Source organism: Proluteimonas luteida (assembly GCF_021191695.1).
Taxonomy (GTDB): domain Bacteria; phylum Pseudomonadota; class Gammaproteobacteria; order Xanthomonadales; family Xanthomonadaceae; genus Luteimonas; species Luteimonas luteida.
The window spans coordinates 61833-79122 of sequence record NZ_JAIWPT010000005.1; the positions used below are offsets into that span (position 1 = coordinate 61833).

Genomic DNA, 17290 nt, shown 5'->3' on the forward strand with positions numbered 1-17290 from the left:
CCAGGAATTTGAATGAGGCGGGAAGGGCGCCGGCGGCTGGCCGATCGAGCGCCCGATTATGGCATCCGCTGCGGCAGGGCCCGAATCAGCCCTTGCCCTTGACCAGCGGCAGGTCGGCCTGCTGCCAGCCGCCGATGCCCCCGTCGAGGACATGGACGTTCTGGAAACCGGCCTTCTTCAGCCGCTTGGCGGCATCGGTCGCGGTGCTGCCGGTCTTGCACACCAGCACCACCGGCAACGCCTTGGCGGCGCTGAGCTGCTTGTTTTCCGGGTCGAACTGGCTCATCTGCACGTTCTTCGAGCCGGAGATGTGGCCCTTGGCGAAGTCCGCCGACGGACGCAGGTCGACGACCAGGGCGTTGTCGCGATTGACCAGCGCGGTCAGCTCGGCCGGGCGCAGGGTCTTGAAGCCGCGGAACAGCCGCGAGATCTCGTTGAAGATGATCGCCGCCGTCAGCGCGGCGAGGATCAGCGACAGCATCTGGTTTCGGCCGAGGAAGGCCAGCAGTTCTTCGAAGTTCACGGATGGATCGCGGGTGGGCAGCGGGCGGCGATTGTCGCACACCGTGCCGGGCGAACCCATCGGCACCGGCCATGGCCAACGCGTGGTCGCGTGGGACGGCGGGCGGGGCCGCGCCTGCGACGCCGCGCGAATCATGACGCCGCGCGTCGGCCGCGTGGGGCCGGCCTACGGGCTTGCAGGGATGCCGCAGGCCGGGGCCGCGCCCCCGGCGCCCGACCGGCTCATTCGCCGGCCCACAGGTCCGGCAGGCCGTCGGTGATCCACCAGGTGCCGGCGGCGGCGTCATAGCGCCAGTGCTCGGTGTAGCGCACGGTGCGCTCGGCCATCGTGTGGCGGTTGACCAGGGCGATGTCGATCTCGCGCGAGGCGCTGGCGGCATCGGCCCGGGCGCCGCCGCGCTCGGTGTAGCCGGTCACCTGGATCTGCCGGTAGCGCTCCCGCGCCTGTTCGGTCAGCGGATGCGCCTCGCGCCAGGCCGGATCGACCAGGTGCCAGGCGCTGTCGAAGTCGTTCCAGCGGACCGCCGCCGACCATGCGTACTGGACGCGGTCGAGCGCCTGCATGGGCTTGCCGGTGCTGGCGCAGCCGGCCAGCAGGGCGGAGGCGAGCAGCAAGCAGAAGGCGCGGCGCGCGCGTCGGGTCGACCGGATCGTCATCGGAAATCCTGCGCGGGATCGGGAATCGGCGCATGTTAGCCCGAACCCGGGCGCAGGCCCGCGCGGCGCATTGCCGGCCTGCATGCGGTTTGCTCAGGCGCCCCCGGCGTCCAGCCCCATCTGCCAGAAGTCGGCCTCCAGCCGCGCGGCCTTGGCGAAGATCGCCAGCAGCGCGTCGAAGCGCTGGTCGCCGCCGTGGCGCCGGCCGAGGTCGTCCAGCCAGGCCTGCGTGTCGCGACCCAACTGCTGGAACGCGTCGCCGGCGTACTCGCCGATCCATTCGCGGTAGGGATGCGCGGCATCGATCGCGTCGACGCCGCGCGGTGCGAGCCGGCGGCCGATCTCCGCGTAGCCCAGCGTGCACGGCGTGAGCGCCACCTGCAGTTCCAGCAGGTCGCCGGCCATGCCGATGTCGAGCACCCAGCGGGTGTAGGCGACGGTCGCCGGATGCTCGGCACCGGCCTCGACGTCCGCGGCCGACAGGCCCCAGCGTTCGCACAGGCGCAGGTGCAGCTGCATCTCGACGTCGACGATCGCCGCCAGGCCGGCGTTGGCGATGCGCATGTCGGCGAGGCTGCGCGCCTTGTACGCGGCCAGCGCATGCGCGCGGGCGAACTGGATCAGGAACAGGTAGTCCTGCACCAGGTAGCGGCGGAACGCGGCCTGCGGCAGCGTGCCGTCGCCGAGGCCGCGGACGAAGGCGTGGTCGACGTAGCCGTTCCAGTCGTCGGCCGCGGCGGCCTTCAGGCGTTCGAACAGCGACATGCTCAGGCGTCGCCGTCCGGCGCGTAGGCCGCATCGAAGAAGGCCAGCTCCAGTGCCGTCGCGCGCTGGAAGAAGTCGCGCGCCACCGCGTCCTCCGCGGGGCCGACGCGGTCGAGTTCGCCGCGCAGGAAGGCGACGAAGTCGCGGAAGAACGGGTTGTCGTGCAGGGTGATCCACTCCGCGTGCACGAAATTCTCCGGCAGCGGCTGCGGCGCACGCGAGGCCCAGTCCAGGTACAGCCACTCGGCCACGTTCAGCACCGCCAGCGTCGCCACGTACGAACGCGTCGCCGCGGCCTCGCGCATGATCGCCTGGAAGCCGGCGGTCGGCGCGGTGTCGGGGATCGCCGCGCGCGTGGCCTCGTCGACGCCCAGCGCCTCGAACGCACGCAGAAAGTAGGTGTTCTCCTCGCCCGAGACCATGCCGGCGAAGCGGCCGAAGCGCAGCCGCGCCCCGAAGGTGTCGGCCGTGGCGATGGCCGCGCCGAGCAGGGTCAGGAAACTGTCGAGGAAGCGGTGGTCCTGGACCAGGTAGGCGGCCATGACCGCGTCGTCGATGCGGCCATCCAGCAGTTCGCGCACGAAGCGGTGGTCCACCGCCTGCGACCAGGTGGACCCGGTGGAAGCACGCAGCGCGTCGGTGTAGCGGTGGCTCATGGGGGGCTCCGATGAAGACGGTCCGAGGGGACGGGGGAATGGATCGGGTTACGGATCGGGCTCGCGCCGCGCATGGTGCAGGGGCTGGCAGGCGTCCGATTGTCGGCCACCGCGGCAGGGCCGTCCAATGCGCGCTGCGGCCGCGCTCACCCGTCGCGCGACGCGTTTGCCGCGCACGTCGTCGCCGGCGACAGGCGATAATCCCGCCATGAACGAGCCCTGCAACATCGCCGCGTCGCTGCCGCGGCTGGCCCGCGACACGCCGGAACGGATCGCGATGCGCTGCCCGGGCGGCGATGGCCGCTACGCCGATGCCGAGGCGCTGACCTATGCCGCGCTCGATGCGCGCAGCGACGCGATCGCCGCGGGACTGGCGACGCGCGGCATCGGCCGCGGCACGCGCACGGTGCTGATGGTGCGGCCGACGCCCGAGTTCTTCCTGTCGATGTTCGCGCTGTTCAAGGTCGGCGCGGTGCCGGTGTTGGTCGATCCGGGCATCGACAAGCGCGCGCTGAAGCAATGCCTGGACGAAGCCCGGCCCGAGGCCTTCATCGGCATCCCGCTGGCGCAGTTCGCGCGCGTGCTGCTGGGCTGGGCGAAGTCGGCGCGCGTGCGCATCACCACCGGGCGGTGGGCGGTGCTGAGCGATGCGACGCTGGCGGATGTGGAACGCGCTGGCGCCGGCGCCGGTCCGCAACTCGCCGCGACGGCCGGCGACGACATGGCCGCGATCCTGTTCACCAGCGGCTCGACCGGCGTGCCCAAGGGCGTGGTCTACCGGCACCGGCACTTCGTCGCCCAGATCGCCATGCTGCGCGACGCGTTCTGCATCGCTGCCGGCGGCGTCGACCTGCCGACGTTCCCGCCGTTCGCGCTGTTCGACCCGGCGCTGGGCCTGACCTCGATCATTCCCGACATGGATCCGACCCGGCCGGCGAGCGCCGACCCGCTGAAGCTGCACGCGGCGATCGACCGCTTCGGCGTCGACCAGCTGTTCGGCTCGCCGGCGCTGATGGGCGTACTCGCCCGCCATGGCGCGCCGCTGCCGACGCTGCGGCGCGTGACCTCGGCCGGCGCGCCGGTGCCGCCCGACACCGTCGCCCGGATGCTGGAACTGCTGCCCGAGGGCGCCGGTTTCTGGACCCCCTACGGCGCCACCGAATGCCTGCCGGTCGCGGTCATCGAAGGCCGCGAACTGCTCGCCTTGCGCGAACGCACCGAACAGGGTGCGGGCACCTGCGTCGGCCGTCCGGTGGCGCCGAACGAGGTCCGCATCATCGGCGTCGACGATGGTGCGGTTCCCGCGTGGTCGGACGCGCTGCTGGTCGCGCCTGGCCAGGTCGGCGAGATCACCGTCGCCGGCCCGACCGCGACCGACGGCTATTTCGGCCGCGAGACGCAGACGCGACTGGCGAAGATCGTCGAGACCCTGCCGGACGGCGGCACGCGCGTGGTTCACCGCATGGGCGACCTCGGCTATTTCGACGGCGAGGGCCGGCTGTGGTTCTGCGGCCGCAAGGGCCATCGCGTGGTCACCGCCGACGGCACGCTGTGCACCGAGCAGGTCGAGCCGGTGTTCAACGTGCATCCTTACGTGCGCCGCACCGCACTGGTCGGGGTCGGCGCGACGGGCGCGCAGACGCCGGTGCTGTGCGTGGAGCTGCGGCCGGGCGTGGCCAAGCGCGAGCAGCCACGCATCGCCGACGAGCTGCGCCACATCGGCGAGGGCTTCGTGCACACCGCGCGGATCACGACGTTCCTGTTCCATCCGGGCTTCCCGGTCGACATCCGCCACAACGCCAAGATCGGGCGGGAGAAGCTGGCGGCATGGGCGGCGAAACGGGTCCCTTGACGCATGCAGAAAATGAAGGAATCCACGGCATGAAGATCCTGGTCACCGGCGGCGGCGGTTTCCTCGGCCAGGCGCTGTGCCGCGGCCTGGTCGAACGCGGCCATGAGGTCACCAGCTTCAACCGCGGGCATTACCCCGGGCTCGATGCCATCGGCGTGCAACAGGTCCGTGGCGACCTGGCCGACGACGATGCGGTGCGCAATGCCGCGCGGGGCATGGACGCGATCTTCCACAACGCGGCCAAGGCCGGCGCCTGGGGCAGCTACGAGAGCTACCACCAGGCCAACGTCGTCGGTACGCGGAACGTGCTCGACGCCTGTCGTGCGCACGGCATCGGCCGGCTGGTCTACACCTCCACGCCCAGCGTGACCCATCGCGCCACGCATCCGGTCGAGGGCGGCACCGCCGACACCGTGCCCTATGGCGAAGGTTTCAAGGCGCCGTATGCGACCACCAAGACCATCGCCGAGAAGGCCGTGCTGGCGGCCAACGACGGCGACCTGGCGACGGTCGCGCTGCGGCCGCGGCTGATCTGGGGGCCGGGCGACCAGCAGTTGCTGCCGCGCCTGGTCGAACGCGCATGCGCCGGACGCCTGCGCTTCGTCGGCGACGGCAACAACCGCATCGACACCACCTACATCGACAACGCCGCGCAGGCGCATTTCGATGCGTTCGACCATCTTGCTCCCGGCGCCGCCTGCGCGGGGCGGGCGTATTTCATCAGCAACGGCGAGCCGAAGACGGTGCGCGAGATCGTCAACGCGCTGCTGGCCGCGGCCGGTGCGCCGCAGGTGCACAAGACGATTCCGTTCGGCGTCGCCTACGCGGCTGGCGCGGTCTGCGAAGTGGTCTGGCCGCTGCTGCGGCTGTCCGGCGAGCCGCCGATGACCCGGTTCCTGGCCGAGCAGTTGAGCACCACGCACTGGTATTCCATGGCACCGGCGCAGCGCGATTTCGGCTACGTGCCGAAGGTATCGGTCGAGGAAGGCCTGCGCCGGCTGGCGGCCGGGTATCGGCCGGGCGCGCCTGCGGCATAGCGCGTCGTCGTTGCGTGGAGATCGTGCCCGAGCCCGGGGCGAGGGGGATGGAAGCTGTCGGGGATTGATGCGTGTCCGATGTGCGGCGTCGGACCACCGGCCTTCACGGCGGAATCATCCGGCTGAAGGCGACGCCGGCGAAACCGCCTCGCCGTCACCTGATCGCGACCTGAGCGGGCATAACGTGGCGCCACGGCCGCTTCTGGTCGACAAGCCCAACGGAGACTCGCCATGCTCAGATACGCCGTCATTTTCCTCGTGGTCGCCATCATCGCCGGCGTGCTCGGCTTCAGTGGTGTCGCAGGTGCCGCGACCAATATCGCCTGGATCCTGTTCGTCGTGTTCCTGATCCTGGCCGTCATCTCGATGCTGCGTGGTCGACGGGTCTGACGCCCGCGCCTGCGGTCGCAGGCATCGAATGAAAGAGCCCGCCTTCCGGCGGGTTTTTTCTTGAAACGACCGGGGCCGCGCGCAACTCCCATGTTGGCGGCTGCGGATCGTCGCCCTGATCCCGTAGGTCGGCCCCACGCGGCCGACGTGCGCGGCCTCAGGATTCACGAGGTGTCGGTGGCGTTGCCCCGACCTGCGGCCAGGGAATCCAGGGAGTCGGAGAAGAACCTTTTTCGTCGATGGAACTGCATCGCGCGCGGCGTCCGCGGCGACTTGCGCGGCAGCGCCATCCGCGGCTCCGCCGGGCATCTCCGCCCGCCACCCCGACGCTACAATGCGCCATGGCCGACCTCCCGTATTCCCCGTTTTCCGTGCTCAAGCCGATTGCCGGCCGTGCGCTCGAAACCGCGCTCAACCAGGCGCTGGCGCTCGACGCCGACACCCGCGCGTCGCTGCGCGGTCTCGACGGTCAGCGCATCGCGTTGACGCTGTCCTCGCCGCCGCTGGCGCTGCAGTTGCGCGTCGACGGCGAGCGGCTGGTCGTCGGGCCCGTCGACGAGACGCAGGAGCCCGATCTCGCGGTGCGCACCTCGCTGGCCGGCGTGCTGTCGCAGCTGCCGTTCCTGCGCCGCGACGACGCGCCGCCGATCGGCAAGGTCCGGGTGTCGGGCGACGCCGACCTCGCGCGGCGTCTGCAGCGTCTGGCCGCGCGTTTCGACCCCGACTGGCAACAGCCCTTCGTCGGCGTGTTCGGCGAGGTCATCGGCGTGCAGGTCGCCAATGCCTTCGCCGCCGCACTGGGCCAGGCGCGCGAACTCGGCCGCGGCGTCGCCGCGAGCGCGGCCGAATACGTGACCGAGGAATCGCGCGACGTCGTTGCGCGCGCGGAACTCGACGCTTTCCACGACGACGTCGACGCGGTCCGCGACGATGTCGAGCGGCTGGCAGTGCGCGTGTCGCGGCTGGCGCGCGCCGGGGCCGCTGCATGAGGGGCATGCTGCGTGCATCGCGGATCGGCCGCGTGCTGCTGCGCTACCGCCTCGACGACCTGCTCGACGGCACCCCGGCCGAGCGCTGGCTGAAGCTCGCGCGTCCGTTCGTGCCGCGGGCCTCGCGCGACATCGCCGCACGGTCGCGCGGCGCCCGGCTGCGGTTGGCGCTGCAGGACCTCGGCCCGATCTTCGTCAAGTTCGGCCAGATCCTGTCGACCCGCCGCGACCTGATCCCGGCCGACATCGTCGACGAGCTGTCGCTGCTGCAGGACAACGTCGCGCCGTTCGACGGCAGCGTGGCGCTGGCGATCATCGAGCGCGAACTGCAGATGCCGATCGCCGACGCGTTCGCCGAGTTCGACAGCGTGCCGCTGGCCTCGGCGTCGATCGCCCAGGTGCACGCGGCGACGCTGCCGGCCGACGACATCCATCCGCGGCGCGAGGTCGTGGTCAAGGTGTTGCGCCCGGGCATCGAGAAGCAGATCGCTGCCGATGTCGCCCTGCTGGGCAATCTCGCGTCGCTGGTCGAGCGCACCCATCCCAACGCCGACAAGATCCGCCCGCGCGAGGTCGTCGCCGAGATCCAGAACACCCTGGCGGCCGAACTCGACCTGCAGCGCGAAGGCGCGAACGCGTCGGTGCTGCGGCGCTTCTGGGAAGGTTCGACCGACCTCTACGTGCCGGCGCCGGTGTGGGAGCGCACCACCCAGCGCGTACTCACGCTCGAGCGCGTGCGCGGCATTCCCAGCGACGACATCGCCGCGCTCGACGCCGCCGGCATCGACCGCAGGGCGCTCGCGGCCAAGGGCGTGCGCGTGTTCTACACCCAGGTGTTCCGCGACAACTTCTTCCATGCCGACGCGCATGCCGGCAACATCTGGGTCGATCCGGAGCGCACCGTCAATCCGCGCTTCATCGCACTGGATTTCGGCATCATGGGCCAGCTCTCGCGCGAGGACCAGTACTACCTCGCCGAGAACTTCATGGCGATCTTCCGCCGCGACTACCGCCGCATCGCCGAGCTGCACATCCAGGCCGGCTGGATGCCGGCGACGATCCGCATCGACGAACTGGAGGCCGCGGTGCGTTCGGTCTGCGAGCCGTACTTCACCCGTCCGCTGTCGGAGATCTCGCTGGGCGAGGTGCTGGGCAAGCTGTTCCGCACCGCGCAGCGCTACCAGCTGACCCTGCAGCCGCAGCTGATCCTGCTGCAGAAGACCCTGCTGAGCATCGAGGGCATCGGCCGCCTGCTCGACCCGAAGCTCGACATCTGGGCCGTCGCCCGGCCGGTGCTCGAGCGCATCCTGGTCGAGCGCTACAGCCCGCAGCGGCTCGGCCGGGAATTCCGCGAACGCCTGCCCGAACTGATCACCCAGGCGCCGGACATGCCGCGGCTGCTGCATGCCTGGCTCAAGCAGCAGGTCGAGGGCGACCACACCCTGCGCATGCGCTCCGACGATCTCGCCGCGCTGACCGCGACGATGCAGGGCATGCAGAAGCGCGTCGTCGCCGCGATCCTCGGCGTGGGCCTGCTGATCGTCGCCGCGGTGCTGTACGCGCTGGAGGCGGGCGGCCCCACGTTCGCCGGCGTCCCGGTCGCGACCTGGGTGGCCGGCGTCGGCGGGCTGTGGGCGCTGCTGGCGGCCTGGCCGAGGCGCAATCCGGCCACGCGGAACCAGGGCGACGCCTGATCGTCTTTGCGTCAGCGGAGGCGTGCACACCATCATCCGGGCAGCAGGGCACGATGCCGTATTTCAAAGTCATGATGTCCGGCCGGGGAATCGATCTGTCATCGGAAGGTGTGGCCATCATTGGCTTCTTTGCGACCAGACTTGTTCGCGCTCCTGACCTGGCAGCGGCAGAGCAGCAAGCGAAGGCGGAAATCCTGTCGGAGTGGCGGCCCGGTGGCTCGTATGCGCTCGCCAATCGAGGGGGCGTGCCTGCGGTGACAGTGGAGGAAGCCTTCCCCGTCGGTTTCGTGGTCGGCATCTTCGGGCGCCGGCCTTCCGGTTACACCTTCTACAGCCATGAGGACTAGGCCAGCGGCGCTGGCAGTACGGCTCGACACAAGCGTCAGGCGCCGACGCCCGAGTCCACATCGATCGTCGCGTGAAGAATGCGGACGATCAGCAGCGCGTTCTCACTCGGCTGCTTGTAGTAGATGACATGCGTTCTGTGCGGTAGCTTGCGTTGGCCATGGCGCTCTCCTTCACCTGTACCGGATTCTGGTATCAGTGGCGGTGTGCGTAAATCGGCGGGCGGATCGACGTTTCTTCATCCGACAGCGGAGTGCGAGGCGCGATCCGGGATCGCCTGCGGATATCCCGCTGGGCCGCGGATGGATCATTTGCCGAGCAAAGCCCGCGCAATGTCGCGCCAATACGGTAGGGCGGGTCTCGACCCGCCAGGGCGTTCGCAGCGATGTCGGATCGAGACCCGCCCTGGAAGGTTCGACCGGGAGCTCGGGCTCCGAATCGATCGGACCGGGCGCGACGGGTGCCTCGTCGAAACGGCCATGACAGGCCGCGGCGGACGCTATGCCAGGCGGAAGAACGCGGTCGCCGTCGCGGTGGTCTGCGCGGCGGTGGTGCCGACATCCTCGCCGCGGTCGCGCGCCAGTGCCTCGACGATGTGCGGCAGGAATGCCGGTTCGTTGCGGCGGTCTTTGGGGCTCGGCTTGAGCGTGCGCGGCAGCAGGTAGGGCGCGTCGGTCTCGACCATCAGCCGGTGCGCTGGGATGCTGGGCACCAGTTCGCGCAGGTGCGCGCCGCGGCGTTCGTCGCACAGCCAGCCGGTGATGCCGATGTGCCAGTCGCGGTCGAGGCAGTCGAACAGTTCGCGGCGTCCGCCGGTGAAGCAGTGCACGACCGCTGCGCCGATCCGGCCCTCGAAGTCCTTCATGATCGCGACGAAATCGTCGTGCGCGTCGCGCTGGTGCAGGAACAGCGGCTTGGCGTCGCCCCTGTCGGCGAGGTCGGCGGCGATCTGCAGCTGGCGCTCGAAGGCCCGGCGCTGCGCCGGACGCGGCGAGAAGTCGCGGAAGTAGTCGAGGCCGCATTCGCCGACCGCGACCACCTGCGGATGCGCGAGCAGCGCGCGCATCTCGGCGTCGCATTCGTCGGTGTATTCCAGCGCATGGTGCGGATGCACGCCGGCGGTGGCGTACAGCAGGCCGGGATGCGCCTGCGCCAGTTCCAGGGCCCTGGGCGAGTGCTCGCGGCTGGCGCCGGTGACGATCATCGTCGCCACGCCGGCATCGCGTGCGCGCGCAAGCACGGCGTCGCGGTCGCGGTCGAAGCTGTCGTGGGTCAGGTTGGCGCCGATGTCGATCAGGGGCATGCGGATGCGGCAGGGATCGGGAGCCGCGCATTGTAAGGCGGACCGTTATGATGCCGCCCCCACACTGCGCGCCGGAGCCGTTGCATGCCGTCATTGCGTCCGTTGTTGCTGTTGCCGGTGCTGTTGCTGCCGCTGGCGGCCTGCTCGAAGGTCGATCCGGTCCCCGAACGCCCCGAACGCGCCGTCCGCCTGTCCGCCTGCCAGGCCGCGGACGGTGCGCGCTGCACCGAGGCATTCGCCGCTGCGCCGAAGGACCTGGAACTGTCGGCCGGGGACATCCGCGGTGCCGACATCGCGACCGGCGACATGCAGTGCCCCGACGGCGATGTCGCGGTCGCCAGCTGTCCGTCGTCCGGCAGGCTGGCGATCTGCGACCTCGGCAACCCGGCCGGCATCCTTGTGCGCGTCCATTTGTACACGGAGGCCGACGCCACGCCGGAGACCTGCGACGGGCCGCGCATGCGCCTGCACCGGCTGGTGCCCGCCGCGGCGCGCTGACGCCGCGGCACGCGACGCCTTCAGTCCGCCAGCTGGCAGGTTGCCGGGGCGGTGCTGTCGAACAGCGCCGCGGTCGCCCATTCCGGATGATCGATGAACGGGTTGCGGTTGCCCTGGAAGCTGTAGACCACCTCGTTGCGCTCGCGCTCGCGCGCATCCGGCGGATCGGCCTGGTGCCAGGCCAGCAGCGTCGACAGCAGGCCCATGTAGGCCGGCGACGACGAGGTGCCGACGATGCGGCTGCGGTCGTCGGTCAGCTCCAGGTCGGGCTCGGACTGGCCGGTCGAAGGGTGGGCGCCGCCTTCGTAGCGGATCGCCATGTACAGCACCGCGCGCGCCATGTCGCCCTTGCGATGGTCCCAGGTCTGGAAGCCGCTGCTGTTGCTCCAGTTGGAGTTGCCGGGGAACAGGCCGCTGCCGCCGCCGACGCCGTTGTTGGCCTCGGTCACCAGCTCGCTGCAGTTGGCCTGCGCGGTGCAGTCGGCGTAGGGCTTGTTGCCGCGCACCGAGTTGTGGGCGGTGTCGGACAGATAGAGCATGTGCGCATCGGTGTGCGGCGCGTTGGGCAGGCCCTTGTCGCCGGTCGTGCCGGGGAAGCCGAGCGACTTGGGCCAGGTGTGCTCGCGGTTGTAGGTCAGGCCGCTGCCGGTGCCGGCGCGGCCGCTGACCTTGGCATAGCTGCGGTTGCGGTAGACGTCGAGGATGCTGTTGCCGTCGTTCGGGTCCTCGTCGGCGATCTCCAGGATCGTCCAGGTGTTGGTGGTGCCGCCGCTGTAGGGATACGAGGTGTGGCCGCGGATCGTCGCGTGCAGCGAGCAGCGCAGCTGCGCCGGGCTGCTGGTGTTGACCCGGCCGTAGTAGTCGCCGTTGCCGCCACCGCCGCCGCCGGCGACGGTGAAGGCGACCGTGGTGTCGGCCGCGGGCCGCAGGCCGTCGGCATCGGCGATCGCCGCGGCGCGGATCGTCAGCGTGCAGCTCTCGCCGCCGTGCAGCGCGGTACCGGTGCCGATCGCGAACACGTCGCCGCTGCCGGCGTGGTCCAGCGTGACCGTGCCCGAGGTCGCGCACTGCAGCGCGAACGCGCCGCCGGCCAGCGTCACCGGCTCGCTGAAGTGCACGGCCAGATCGCCGGCCGCCGGGAAATCGCCGGCGCCGTCGACCGGCGTGGTCGCGATGACCGCCGGCGGCGTGTCGTCGCCACCGCCGCCGCCACTGCCGTTGAAGCTCTGCCCGGCGTTGCAGGCGCCGAAGCTCTGCGCGGTGGAGCCGGCCCAGTCGAAATCGGCGGCCGCCTGGCCGATGCCGGTCAGCTGCAGCGAGCTGCCGACCGGCGCGCTCGCGCTCTCGGAGACGGGCAGGTTCTGGCTGCCCAGCCCGGCCGCGGGTCCGTCGCCGGCGACGATCGTGCCCTCGTAGCTGATGAACTGCACGACGTTGCCGGCGCCGTCGACCAGCGCGATGCCGTCGTTGGGTCCGTTCTGCAGGCCGTCGCGCGGCCAGGTGACGGTGGCGATGCCGACGGTCGCGCCACAGGCATGCGTCTGCGCGGCGGGCACCGCGACGTTGCCGTAGGTGGTCGCGCTGTTCGGCGCGTTGCTGCCGTTGTAGAGCCAGACCCGGTAGCCCGACAGGTCCTCGCCGGCGGTCGCGACGATCTCCACCGCCTCGCCGCTGTCGGCGCCGCTGTTGTCGTAGTGCAGTTCGTTGATGAAGACCTCGGCCAGCGCGGCGGGCGCCGCGGCAAGCAGGCCGAGGCCGCACAGCAGTGCGACGGGAAGGCGGACGGGGCGACGGCGCATGGCGGTTCCGGTGGCGGGGGACGCGGGGAATCTAGCCGCCACCGCTGCGCGCCGGTAACCGGGGCAAACCCTTGCACGCGACCGGTGGCGGCGCATCGACGCAGATGCGTGACGCCGTTAGCCTGTGCGCCGTGACCGCCGCCGCGCCCGCTCCCGTCTTCCCCATCACGTCGCTGCTGCCCGACATCGTCGGCAGCCTCGCCGCGCATCCGCGCCTGGTGCTGGAGGCGCCGCCGGGCGCCGGCAAGACGACGCAGGTGCCGCTTGCGCTGCTGCACGCCGACTGGCTGCAGGGGCGCCGGATCGTGATGCTGGAGCCGCGGCGGGTGGCGGCGCGTTCGGCGGCGATGTTCATGGCGCGGCAGCTCGGCGAGGACGTCGGCGGGACCGTCGGCTACCGCATCCGCTTCGAGAACCGGGTCTCGGCGCGGACCCGCATCGAGGTGGTCACCGAGGGCATCCTGACGCGCATGCTGCAGGACGATCCCGAGCTGTGTGGGAGCGCGCCCGGCGGCAGCGGTCCCGGCGGCGTCGGCGCGCTGCTGTTCGACGAGTTCCACGAGCGCCATCTGGCCGGCGATCTCGGCCTCGCCCTGGCCTGCGACGTGCAGGCGGGGCTGCGCGAGGACCTGCGCATCGTGGTGATGTCGGCGACGCTCGATGGCGAGCGCATCGCGCAGTGGCTCGGCGCCCCGCGGCTGTCGAGCGCGGGGCGCAGCTTCCCGGTCGACATCGCGCACGTCCCGGCCCGGCGCGACGAGGAACTGGAGCACCAGGTGCGGCGCGTGGTCGTCGACGCGCTGGACGCGCATCCGGGCGACGTGCTGGTGTTCCTGCCGGGACAGCGCGAGATCGCGCGCTGCCGGCAGCTGCTCGAATCCGCGCTGGCGGGAAGGGAGAAGCCGCCGGAACTGCTCGCCCTGCATGGCGAGCTGCCGGTCGAGGCACAGGCGCACGTGCTGCAGCCCGCCGCCGACGGCCGCCGCCGCGTGGTGCTGGCGACCAACGTCGCCGAGAGCAGCGTCACCCTGCCGGGCGTGCGCATCGTCGTCGACAGCGGGCTGGCGCGCGAGCCGCGCTTCGATCCCAACAGCGGCTTCTCGCGGCTGGACCTGGTGGCGATCGCGCAGGCCTCGGCCGACCAGCGCGCCGGCCGCGCCGGCCGCGTCGCACCCGGCGTCGCGTTGCGGCTGTGGCCGCAATCGCAGCGGCTCGAACCGCAGCGCAGGCCGGAGATCGCCCAGGTCGACCTGGCCGCGCTGGCGCTGGAACTGGCGGCCTGGGGCGACGCCGGCCTGCGCTTTCCCGATCCGCCGCCGCCCGGCGCGCTGGCCGCCGCGCGAGATCTGCTGCGCCGCCTCGGCGCATTCGACGCGGGCGACGCGATCACCCCGGTGGGCCGGCGCATGCTCGGCCTCGGCACCCATCCGCGGCTGGCGGCGATGCTGCTGGCGGCCGACACGCCGACGGCGCAGGCGCTGGCCTGCGACCTGTGCGCGCTGGTCGAGGCGCGCGACCCCTTGCGACCGCTGCCCGGTGCGCCGCGTTCGGATGCGCTCGCCGCGCGCTGGCAGGCGCTGGCGGCGTTCCGCGCCGGGCGCACGCCGGCCGACGCGCAGCGCGGTGCGCTGGCGGCGATCGATGCGGCTGCGAAGCAGTGGCGGCGGCGCCTGCGCAGCGATGCCGCTCCGCCGCGCGACGCGCCGGCGCACGCGCTCGGCGACCTGCTGGTGCACGCGTTCCCGGATCGCATCGGCCACCGCCACGCCCGCGATCCGTACCGCTATCCGCTCAGCAACGGCCGCATGGCCAGGCTGTTCGACGACAGCACGCTGGTCGGCGAGCCATGGATCGTCGCCAGCGAACTGCGCTTCGACGCGAAGGACGCCCTGTTGCTGCGTGGCGCGCCGGTCGACGAGGCACGCCTGCGCGCGACCTGGCCGCAGCGGTTTTCCGATGCCGACGAAACCCGCTGGGACGCCGGGAAACGCGCGCTGGTCGGCGAACGCGTGCGCCGCTTCGACGGCATCGTGCTCGATGCCGTGGCGAACGGCCGCGTCGACCCGGCGCAGGCCGCGCAGGCGCTGACCGACGCGGTCGGCGAACTGGGCCTGGAGGTGCTGCCGTGGCGCGACGGCCTGCGCCAGTGGCGCGCGCGCGTGCAGGGACTGCGCGCGTGGATGCCGGAACTGGGTCTGCCCGACCTGTCCGACGCCATGTTGCTGGACACCCGCGACCGGTGGCTGCGTCCGGCGTTCGCCGGCTGCACCCGGCTCGATGCGCTCGACGCCGAGCATTTCGCCGGCGCGCTGCACGGCCTGCTCGACTGGTCGCAGCGCCAGCAGCTCGACCGCCTGGCGCCGGTGCGCATCGTCGTGCCGTCGGGGCAGGCGAGGGCAATCGACTACACCGTCGACGCCGACGGCGCACCGCAACCGCCGGTGCTCGCGGTCAAGCTGCAGGAACTGTTCGGCCTGGCCCAGACCCCGGCGATCGCCGACGGCCGGGTGCCGCTGACGATCCACCTGCTGTCCCCGGCCGGGCGGCCGCTGCAGGTCACGCGCGACCTGCGCGGGTTCTGGGAGCGGACGTATCCGGAAGTGCGCAAGGAGATGAAGGGGCGGTATCCGAAACATCCCTGGCCGGATGACCCCTGGAACGCCGTTGCTACCCACCGCGCGAAGCCGCGCGGCACGTGAGCGGGCCTGGTCGGCTGTCGATTGCCCGGACCCGTGGCGACGGTGAGGGACTCTCGTTGCGGGGAGATGTGCGTGGCGCGGCCCGATGATCGAAGCTGCGCGGCACCTGCAAACAGCCGCGAAAAACGCCGGTCGCGGCCATGGGCCGCTCCTGCATTTCGTATTGTTTACGGGCTGGATCAGAGGTTGAGAGTCAATCGAACGCCGTTACGGGCGTCCGGCGGTCGCAACAGGCGGGAGATTGACGCGCATCCTCTCAGCAGATGTCGCCGGCACGGCGACTGGCGGCGACAGCCGAACGGGTGTTGAATGCAGGGGCGCGTCGCCATCGGCGTCACGCGCGGTCGACACCGCTGCTCCCAGACTGTCCATCTCCCTTAAGCGGACTTCAAGGAACCCCCACATGAGCAAGTTCGAACAGCTGTCCGACAAGGCCATTTCGCTGGTCGGCCACGCCGGCGAAAGCCTGCGCCACGCGATTCCCGATTCGGCCGAGAAGTGGCTGCAGACCGGCATCGCGATCGGCGTGGCCAAGTCCAGTGCCAAGGCCGCCGGCGGTTTCCTGCGTCGCAACCCGGCGGTGATCGCCGCGACGGTCGCCGGTGCGGGCCTGGCGTGGCTTGCCGTGCGCCATTACAAGAAGAAAAAGGCCAACGGCACGATCGAGGGCTCGTCTCGACGCATCGAGGCGAAGTCGGGCACGGCCCGTCGCAGGGCATCGGCACGCAAGGCGGCCACCAGCGAGGAGTGATCTCCGCACCGCCGCGTGTCGCGGCATGCCGTTACCGGAACGCGCGCCAATGGCGCGCGTTTTTCGTCGGGTGGGGCGGAAGCGGCTGCTCGCCGTGTCCGGAGCGACGGGCCGCGACCCGTCTTCGGGTCGGCGCGAGGATCTTCCGGCGTGCCCGGCGCGCCGGTCAGCCGGCGCTGTGCGCCGCGACCGTGGCGCTGGCGGGGTCGCCGCCGTTCACTTCCGGCAGCTCAATGATGAAGCGGGCGCCGCCGTCCTCGCGGTCCTCGTACCACAGCTGCCCACCGAGGTCGGAGATGATCTGCTTGGCCAGCGACAGGCCCAGGCCGGTGGAGCGGCCGTCGTCCCTGCCGGCATGCGCAAGCCGCGAGAACGGCAGGAACAGCGCCTTCTGCTGGTCGCGCGCGATGCCCGGCCCGCGGTCCTCGACCAGCAACTGGAAATAACCCGGGCCGCCGCTGCGCAGCGACAGGTCGACGTCGCTGTCGGGCGCATACTTGATCGCGTTGGTGATCAGGTTCTCGGCGACCTGGCGCAGCACCAGCGCATCGACCGCCACCAGCGGTGAGATCCCGGGCGCATGCAGGCGCAGCGCGACGCCGCGATCCTCGAACTGCAACCCGTAGCGGTCGACCAGCCAGTCCAGCACCTCGCGCAGCGGCGTGCACTGCCGGGCCTGCGCATTGTCCCGGTGCTTCTGCGTCTCGAGGTAGCGGCGGATGTAGCCCAGCGCATCCTCGGCGCTGTCGTGGATCATCCGGTGGTAGCGCGGCACCCGCTCCGGGCGGGTCTCCCCCTTGATCAGCATGTCGCTGGCGAACCAGATGCTCGACAGCGGATTCTTCAGGTCGTGCGCGACCAGGTTGACCAGCTCCTGGCGCTCGCGGGCGATGCGCTCGAGCCGGTCGCGGGTCTGCTTCAGTCCCACGTGCGCATTGACCCGGGCCAGCAGCTCCTCCGGCATGAAGGGCTTGGTCACGTAGTCGACCGCGCCCGAGTCGAAGGCGCGCAGCAGCAGGTCGCGATCCTGGGCGACAGTCAGGAACACCACCGGCAGGCGCAGCAGCTCCGGGTTCTGCTTGATCTCGGCCAGCAACGCGAAGCCGTCCATGTTCGGCATCAGCATGTCGAGCAGCAGCAGGTCGGGCTGCGCCTTCGACAGGATCGACAGCGCTTGTTCGCCATCGGCCGCCGTGGTCACTTCATAGCCGTGCCGGCTCAGCAGCGAGCTGACGACGAGCAGGTTGGCGGGCTGGTCGTCGACGACCAGGATGCGTCCGCTGATGGTGGCTGTTGTCGGCATGTCCCTGCTGCTTTGCCCCGTGGCGTTGAC

17 protein-coding genes and 1 pseudogene are annotated in these 17290 nt (G+C 71.2%); 9 read left to right on the forward strand and 9 right to left on the reverse strand.

Annotated elements, in window-relative coordinates:
• Positions 1-85: 85 nt before the first annotated feature.
• The 4 genes from LDO26_RS06225 to LDO26_RS06240 form a co-directional block, all read right to left on the reverse strand.
• Entirely contained in the window at positions 86-523 is a 438-nt protein-coding gene (locus LDO26_RS06225; protein ID WP_232130214.1) for a rhodanese-like domain-containing protein, read from the reverse strand.
• A gap of 221 nt (positions 524-744) precedes the next feature.
• On the reverse strand, positions 745-1179 hold the full coding sequence (locus tag LDO26_RS06230) for a hypothetical protein (protein ID WP_232130215.1): 435 nt from the start codon (positions 1177-1179) through the stop codon (positions 745-747).
• A gap of 93 nt (positions 1180-1272) precedes the next feature.
• Entirely contained in the window at positions 1273-1944 is a 672-nt protein-coding gene (tenA, locus tag LDO26_RS06235; RefSeq protein ID WP_232130216.1) for a thiaminase II, read from the reverse strand.
• Between the two features lie 2 nt (positions 1945-1946).
• The gene (locus tag LDO26_RS06240) at positions 1947-2600 is read right to left on the reverse strand and encodes a TenA family protein (RefSeq protein ID WP_232130217.1); all 654 of its coding nucleotides are present in this window, start codon (positions 2598-2600) and stop codon (positions 1947-1949) included.
• Positions 2601-2808: 208 nt separating this feature from the next.
• Here LDO26_RS06240 and oleC point away from each other — a divergent pair, with 208 nt between their 5' ends.
• The 3 genes from oleC to LDO26_RS06255 all read left to right on the forward strand — a co-directional run bounded on the left by oleC (position 2809) and on the right by LDO26_RS06255 (position 5879).
• On the forward strand, positions 2809-4452 hold the full coding sequence (gene oleC, locus LDO26_RS06245; protein WP_232130218.1) for an olefin beta-lactone synthetase: 1644 nt from the start codon (positions 2809-2811) through the stop codon (positions 4450-4452).
• Between the two features lie 29 nt (positions 4453-4481).
• Positions 4482-5489: a 2-alkyl-3-oxoalkanoate reductase gene (gene oleD / locus LDO26_RS06250; protein WP_232130219.1), complete on the forward strand. Its 1008-nt coding sequence runs from the start codon at positions 4482-4484 to the stop codon at positions 5487-5489.
• Between the two features lie 231 nt (positions 5490-5720).
• Complete coding sequence (locus LDO26_RS06255) at positions 5721-5879, forward strand: DUF1328 domain-containing protein (protein WP_232130220.1); 159 nt, start codon at positions 5721-5723, stop codon at positions 5877-5879.
• A gap of 164 nt (positions 5880-6043) precedes the next feature.
• Here LDO26_RS06255 and LDO26_RS18160 read toward each other — a convergent pair whose 3' ends face one another.
• On the reverse strand, positions 6044-6169 hold the full coding sequence (locus LDO26_RS18160; RefSeq protein WP_255682047.1) for a hypothetical protein: 126 nt from the start codon (positions 6167-6169) through the stop codon (positions 6044-6046).
• Positions 6170-6220: 51 nt separating this feature from the next.
• Here LDO26_RS18160 and LDO26_RS06260 point away from each other — a divergent pair, with 51 nt between their 5' ends.
• Genes LDO26_RS06260 through LDO26_RS06270 form a run of 3 tightly spaced genes read left to right on the forward strand, consistent with a single transcriptional unit; the run spans position 6221 to position 8909 of the window.
• Complete coding sequence (locus LDO26_RS06260) at positions 6221-6868, forward strand: ubiquinone biosynthesis accessory factor UbiJ (protein ID WP_232130221.1); 648 nt, start codon at positions 6221-6223, stop codon at positions 6866-6868.
• On the forward strand, positions 6865-8562 hold the full coding sequence (gene ubiB / locus LDO26_RS06265) for a ubiquinone biosynthesis regulatory protein kinase UbiB (RefSeq protein ID WP_232130222.1): 1698 nt from the start codon (positions 6865-6867) through the stop codon (positions 8560-8562). Before LDO26_RS06260 ends, ubiB begins: the two co-directional genes overlap by 4 nt.
• 53 nt (positions 8563-8615) lie before the next feature.
• A complete protein-coding gene (locus LDO26_RS06270) occupies positions 8616-8909 on the forward strand; it encodes a hypothetical protein (RefSeq protein ID WP_232130223.1) in 294 nt (97 codons plus the stop codon).
• A 35-nt stretch (positions 8910-8944) separates the two neighbouring features.
• Here the strand turns inward: LDO26_RS06270 and LDO26_RS18285 are convergent.
• Positions 8945-9109 (reverse strand): annotated as a pseudogene (locus tag LDO26_RS18285) (type II toxin-antitoxin system RelE/ParE family toxin); the annotation flags it as partial.
• 297 nt (positions 9110-9406) lie between these two features.
• Positions 9407-10210: a TatD family hydrolase gene (locus LDO26_RS06275; RefSeq protein ID WP_232130224.1), complete on the reverse strand. Its 804-nt coding sequence runs from the start codon at positions 10208-10210 to the stop codon at positions 9407-9409.
• A gap of 84 nt (positions 10211-10294) precedes the next feature.
• On the opposite strand from LDO26_RS06275, the gene LDO26_RS06280 reads away from it, so the two are divergent.
• A complete protein-coding gene (locus tag LDO26_RS06280) occupies positions 10295-10708 on the forward strand; it encodes a hypothetical protein (protein ID WP_232130225.1) in 414 nt (137 codons plus the stop codon).
• A gap of 20 nt (positions 10709-10728) precedes the next feature.
• Here the strand turns inward: LDO26_RS06280 and LDO26_RS06285 are convergent, their stop codons facing one another.
• On the reverse strand, positions 10729-12507 hold the full coding sequence (locus tag LDO26_RS06285) for an endonuclease (RefSeq protein ID WP_232130226.1): 1779 nt from the start codon (positions 12505-12507) through the stop codon (positions 10729-10731).
• Between the two features lie 104 nt (positions 12508-12611).
• Between LDO26_RS06285 and hrpB the strand changes: the two genes are divergently transcribed.
• Together hrpB and LDO26_RS06295 are read left to right on the forward strand one after the other, a co-directional pair.
• Positions 12612-15206: an ATP-dependent helicase HrpB gene (hrpB, locus tag LDO26_RS06290; RefSeq protein WP_232130227.1), complete on the forward strand. Its 2595-nt coding sequence runs from the start codon at positions 12612-12614 to the stop codon at positions 15204-15206.
• A gap of 403 nt (positions 15207-15609) precedes the next feature.
• Positions 15610-15957: a hypothetical protein gene (locus tag LDO26_RS06295; protein ID WP_232130228.1), complete on the forward strand. Its 348-nt coding sequence runs from the start codon at positions 15610-15612 to the stop codon at positions 15955-15957.
• 166 nt (positions 15958-16123) lie between these two features.
• On the opposite strand, the gene LDO26_RS06300 is transcribed toward LDO26_RS06295, so the two are convergent.
• On the reverse strand, positions 16124-17260 hold the full coding sequence (locus LDO26_RS06300) for a hybrid sensor histidine kinase/response regulator (protein WP_232130229.1): 1137 nt from the start codon (positions 17258-17260) through the stop codon (positions 16124-16126).
• Between the last annotated feature and the right edge of the window lie 30 nt (positions 17261-17290).

Excerpts from the sequence above, each read along its gene's own strand:
- LDO26_RS06230 (WP_232130215.1), bottom strand. The coding sequence starts at position 1,179 with ATGACGATCCGGTCGACCCGACGCGCGCGCCGCGCCTTCTGCTTGCTG.
- tenA (WP_232130216.1), bottom strand. The coding sequence starts at position 1,944 with ATGTCGCTGTTCGAACGCCTGAAGGCCGCCGCGGCCGACGACTGGAAC.
- LDO26_RS06240 (WP_232130217.1), bottom strand. The coding sequence starts at position 2,600 with ATGAGCCACCGCTACACCGACGCGCTGCGTGCTTCCACCGGGTCCACC.
- oleC (WP_232130218.1), top strand. The coding sequence starts at position 2,809 with ATGAACGAGCCCTGCAACATCGCCGCGTCGCTGCCGCGGCTGGCCCGC.
- oleD (WP_232130219.1), top strand. The coding sequence starts at position 4,482 with ATGAAGATCCTGGTCACCGGCGGCGGCGGTTTCCTCGGCCAGGCGCTG.
- LDO26_RS06255 (WP_232130220.1), top strand. The coding sequence starts at position 5,721 with ATGCTCAGATACGCCGTCATTTTCCTCGTGGTCGCCATCATCGCCGGC.
- LDO26_RS18160 (WP_255682047.1), bottom strand. The coding sequence starts at position 6,169 with ATGGCGCTGCCGCGCAAGTCGCCGCGGACGCCGCGCGCGATGCAGTTC.
- LDO26_RS06260 (WP_232130221.1), top strand. The coding sequence starts at position 6,221 with ATGGCCGACCTCCCGTATTCCCCGTTTTCCGTGCTCAAGCCGATTGCC.
- ubiB (WP_232130222.1), top strand. The coding sequence starts at position 6,865 with ATGAGGGGCATGCTGCGTGCATCGCGGATCGGCCGCGTGCTGCTGCGC.
- LDO26_RS06270 (WP_232130223.1), top strand. The coding sequence starts at position 8,616 with ATGCCGTATTTCAAAGTCATGATGTCCGGCCGGGGAATCGATCTGTCA.
- LDO26_RS06275 (WP_232130224.1), bottom strand. The coding sequence starts at position 10,210 with ATGCCCCTGATCGACATCGGCGCCAACCTGACCCACGACAGCTTCGAC.
- LDO26_RS06280 (WP_232130225.1), top strand. The coding sequence starts at position 10,295 with ATGCCGTCATTGCGTCCGTTGTTGCTGTTGCCGGTGCTGTTGCTGCCG.
- LDO26_RS06285 (WP_232130226.1), bottom strand. The coding sequence starts at position 12,507 with ATGCGCCGTCGCCCCGTCCGCCTTCCCGTCGCACTGCTGTGCGGCCTC.
- hrpB (WP_232130227.1), top strand. The coding sequence starts at position 12,612 with ATGCGTGACGCCGTTAGCCTGTGCGCCGTGACCGCCGCCGCGCCCGCT.
- LDO26_RS06295 (WP_232130228.1), top strand. The coding sequence starts at position 15,610 with ATGAGCAAGTTCGAACAGCTGTCCGACAAGGCCATTTCGCTGGTCGGC.
- LDO26_RS06300 (WP_232130229.1), bottom strand. The coding sequence starts at position 17,260 with ATGCCGACAACAGCCACCATCAGCGGACGCATCCTGGTCGTCGACGAC.